Source organism: Nocardia sp. NPDC060255 (genome assembly GCF_042727395.1).
GTDB lineage: Bacteria > Actinomycetota > Actinomycetes > Mycobacteriales > Mycobacteriaceae > Nocardia.
In genome coordinates, this window is record NZ_JBHXAU010000057.1 from 1 (window position 1) to 4,149 (window position 4,149).

The window sequence follows — 4,149 nt, forward strand, 5'->3', positions numbered from 1 at the left end:
CAGCCAAATCCCCACCCGCCGACTGTAATCAGCTGACACCAACGGCAATTTAGCGCCCGGGGGACCGACACATCCGCCGTCCCCCAAACGGGTGGGGCGCGACCGAATCGGTCGCGCCACACACTCGGCCGGGTTCACCCGAGACGGACCAGCATCTTGCCCGTGTTCGCGCCGGAGAGCACACCGAGGAACGCGGCCGGCGCCTGCTCGAGGCCCTCGTAGACGGTCTCCCTGGTGCGGATCGTCCCGTCGGCCAGCCAGGCGGCCGCCTTCGCGATGTACTCGCCGAAGATCGGGAAGTAGCTGTTCACCAGCATGCCGCGCAACGAAAGTTCCCGTGTCGCAGCCTTGAACAGGTCGGGGCCGGGCTCGGCGGTGCCACCGTTGTAGCCGCTGATCGCACCGACCAGCGCGATCCGGCCCTTCGGGCGCATCGCCTCGACGGCGACCCGCAGATGTTCACCGCCGACGCTGTCGAGGTAGACATCGATCCCCTCGGGCGCGGCCGCCGCGAGCTGTCCGGCCAAATCGCCTGCCCGGTAGTCGATCGCGGCGTCGAAGCCGAACTCGTCGAGCAGCAGCCTGGTCTTGGCCGGTCCGCCCGCGGCGCCGATCACCTTCCCGGCACCGAGTGCCTTGGCGAGCTGCCCGGCGACGCTGCCCACCGCACCCGCCGCCGCCGAAATAAACACGGTGTCACCGGGATTCACCCGCGCCACCTCGGTCAGCGCTGCGTATGCGGTGAGGCCGGTGGTGCCGAGCGCGCCCAGGTAGTGCTGTACCGCGGCCAGCGAGGTATCGACCGGGGTCACCGCGGCGGCGTCGAGCACCGCGTACTCGCGCCAGCCCGCGAAGTGCGTCACCGTGCTGCCGACCGCGATAGCGGGCGCCGCCGAGGCGATCACCTCGCCGACCGCCGAGCCCTCCAGCGCCTCGCCCACCTGGAACGGCGCGATATAGGACGGACGATCGTCCATCCGTCCCCGCATGTACGGATCCACCGACATCCAGGTGTTGCGCACCAGCACCTGCCCCTCGGCGAGCGCCTGAATCGGCTTGTCCACTAATGCGAAATGCTCCGCCGTCGGCGCTCCGCTCGGCCGCGCGGCCAACTGGATCTCCCGCGAGGTCTGCGACAGAACGACATTCGCGGCGGTGGTGGTCTGGATGCTCATTGCACGGCCTCTTCTTCGGTGACTCTGCCGGACCCCGTCGATCCGGTACGGCTAACGCTATGAGCCCGAAACCCCTGTTCCCAGGTCCTGTGACGACACCTCCCGGTCCAAACGCGACACATCCGTCGCGGGGACAACTGCTGATGGATCAGCTGGTTCTGAGGGTGGCGGGGGAGGCGCCGGTCCAGCGGTGGACGGCTTTGCGGAGGGCGCGGTCGTCGGTGAAGCCGAGGCGGGCGGCGATGGCGGAGGTGGTCAGATGTCCCTCGGCGAGATGGGTTTTCGCCTGTTCATAGCGAATCAGGTCGTATTCCGCGCGCCAGGTGGTGCCGTGTTCGGCAAGTTGGCGTTGCAGGGTGCGTGGGCTGAGGGCCAGGCGGCGGGCGACGGTCGCCAGCGATGCGTCACCGGCGGCGATGGCAGCTGCCGAGGCGATGCGGAACGCCTCCAGCGGACCGGGGATCGGCTTGGCGGTGGCGAGGACCAGATCGGCGTGACTGCGCAGCAGATCCGCCAGCATCGGATCGGCGCGCGGCAACGCGGCGTTGGCGTCCGCGGCGGTGAAGGTGATCGTGTCGGCAGGCGTGTCGAACTCGATGCGATCGGTGCCGAAGGCGTTGCGCAGGACACTGTGGTTGCCGGGTGCGGCACGGCTGAACGCGACGCGAGCCGGAATCACGTGTCGACCGGTGGCTTCCCTGGCGCGCCGCAGGTAGTAGGCGAGCACGTACTCGTTTACCGCCGCGGCGATCGCCGGGTCACCCGCGGTGGTGCGGAAGCCGACGGTGAGTTCGCCGTGGTGCGTGAGATCGAAGCCTTCGGCGGCCGCGGTGACCAGCCGGTGGTACGGCTGTGCGCTCCGCAATGCGGCGGCGAGCGTCGGCCCGTTCGTGACGAGATAGTCCCAAGTGGTGAGGGTGCCCAGGGGAGCGGCGTCGACCACGGCGAGCCCGGCACCCGGCTCCGGTTGTGCCTGGGCGAGTAGGTCCCACAGCTGAACCAGCGAGCTCAGCGGAATGCGGTTGAGCTCGCCGACCAGGATCGCGTCGTCGGTGCCGTGAATCGCCGCGAGCCGGTCGTCGCCGACACCGGCTCGGCGGGCAGTGTCGCGGACCAACCGGATCAGATTCGTCGATGCCGTGCTGTCGATCGGCGAGATCGGGATGGACCGGGGCGCGCTGGGTGGCGGTGTCGAGCGATCGGGCCGCGCGGCGTCAGCGAACGGCTGGGCCGTGGTGTTGTCGCGCCGGGCCGCTGTGTTGTCGCTCGGGACAGCCGATCGGTGTGTCGCGGGTGTATCTCGCCCCGCCGATCCACCTGTCGCCACGATTCGACACTAGCGAGTCGAAATGTCTGATTCGCCACTCGAACGACCTCGCGAGCACCGAACTTGCGGTCAGGTGTGGCCTGTGGCTCATTGTTGTGGGGGACCGGTGGGCCAACTCGTAGCGGCAGAGTTAGGCTCGGTGTCGTGACTTCCCATTACGACGTTGTCGTTCTCGGTGCCGGTCCTGGCGGTTACGTCGCCGCCATCCGTGCGGCACAGTTAGGCCTCCGTACCGCGATCGTCGAGCAAAAGTACTGGGGCGGTGTGTGCCTGAACGTCGGCTGCATCCCTTCCAAGGCGTTGCTGCGTAACGCTGAGCTGGCGCACATCTTCACCAAGGAAGCCAAGACCTTCGGGATCTCGGGCGAGGTGAACTTCGACTTCGGTGTCGCGTTCGATCGCAGCCGCAAGGTGGCGGACGGCCGGGTCAAGGGCGTCCACTTCCTGATGAAGAAGAACAAGATCGACGAGTTCGACGGCAAGGGCACCTTCACCGACGCGAACACCCTGTCGGTCGAGCTGTCCAAGGGCGGCACCGAGACGATCACGTTCGACAACGCGATCATCGCCGCGGGCACCATCACGAAGCTGCTGCCGGGCACTCAGCTCAGCGCCAACGTGGTGACCTACGAGGAGCAGATCCTCACCCGCGACCTGCCCGGCTCGATCCTGATCGTCGGCGCGGGCGCGATCGGCATGGAGTTCGGCTACGTCCTGAAGAACTACGGCGTCGACGTGCGCATCGTGGAGTTCCTGGATCGTGCGCTGCCCAACGAGGACGCGGACGTCTCCAAGGAGATCACCAAGCAGTACAAGAAGCTCGGCATCACCATCACCACCGGTGCCGCGGTGCAGTCCATCGACGACGACGGCTCGAAGGTCACCGTCGCGATCAAGGACAACAAGTCCGGCAACGTGGAGACGGTCACCGTCGACAAGGTGCTGCAGGCCGTCGGCTTCGCGCCCCGCGTCGAGGGCTACGGCCTGGACGCGGCCGGCGTCCAGCTCACCGACCGTGGCGCCATCGCGATCGACGACTACATGCGCACCAACGTGCCGCACATCTACGCCATCGGTGACGTCACCGCGAAGCTGCAGCTCGCGCATGTCGCGGAGGCGCAGGGCGTGGTCGCCGCCGAGACCATCGCGGGTGCCGACACCGTCACCCTGGGTGACTACCGGATGATGCCGCGCGCCACCTTCTGCCAGCCGCAGGTCGCCAGCTTCGGCCTGACCGAGCAGCAGGCCCGCGACGAGGGCTACGACGTGAAGGTCGCGACCTTCCCGTTCACCGCGAACGGCAAGGCGCACGGCCTCGGCGATCCGACCGGTTTCGTCAAGCTGGTCGCCGACAGCAAGTACGGCGAACTGCTCGGCGGCCACCTCATCGGCCCGGACGTCTCGGAGCTGCTGCCCGAGCTCACCCTGGCCCAGAAGTGGGACCTCACGGTCAACGAGCTGACCCGCAACGTGCACACCCACCCAACCCTCAGCGAAGCCCTGCAGGAGGCCTTCCACGGCCTCGCCGGGCACATGATCAACTTCTGAGCGCAGCGGCACAGAACGGTGGCCGGGCGGGGGCGGGGCGCGGCCGGCGCCCCACCGGCGGAGCGAGGCATATCACACCACAAGGCGGAAGGCGAACAG

Annotated in this window: 3 protein-coding genes; 1 reads left to right on the top strand and 2 read right to left on the bottom strand. The window is 68.1% G+C overall.

Annotation, left to right across the window (positions count from 1 at the left end):
- Nucleotides 1-134: 134 nt before the first annotated feature.
- Both ACFWF1_RS43970 and ACFWF1_RS43975 read right to left on the bottom strand, forming a co-directional pair.
- Entirely contained in the window at nucleotides 135-1,175 is a 1,041-nt protein-coding gene (locus ACFWF1_RS43970; RefSeq protein WP_379284349.1) for an NADP-dependent oxidoreductase, read from the bottom strand.
- Nucleotides 1,176-1,323: 148 nt separating this feature from the next.
- Nucleotides 1,324-2,502 carry an AraC family transcriptional regulator ligand-binding domain-containing protein gene (locus ACFWF1_RS43975; RefSeq protein ID WP_379284350.1) on the bottom strand — a complete coding sequence of 393 codons (1,179 nt, stop codon included), beginning with the start codon at nucleotides 2,500-2,502 and terminating at the stop codon, nucleotides 1,324-1,326.
- A gap of 144 nt (nucleotides 2,503-2,646) precedes the next feature.
- Here ACFWF1_RS43975 and lpdA point away from each other — a divergent pair, with 144 nt between their 5' ends.
- Nucleotides 2,647-4,050: a dihydrolipoyl dehydrogenase gene (gene lpdA, locus ACFWF1_RS43980; RefSeq protein ID WP_379284351.1), complete on the top strand. Its 1,404-nt coding sequence runs from the start codon at nucleotides 2,647-2,649 to the stop codon at nucleotides 4,048-4,050.
- Nucleotides 4,051-4,149 lie beyond the last annotated feature (99 nt).

What these genes read in the sequence shown, in the direction of transcription:
- ACFWF1_RS43970 (WP_379284349.1), bottom strand. Translation starts at nt 1,175, where the DNA reads ATGAGCATCCAGACCACCACCGCCGCGAATGTCGTTCTGTCGCAGACC.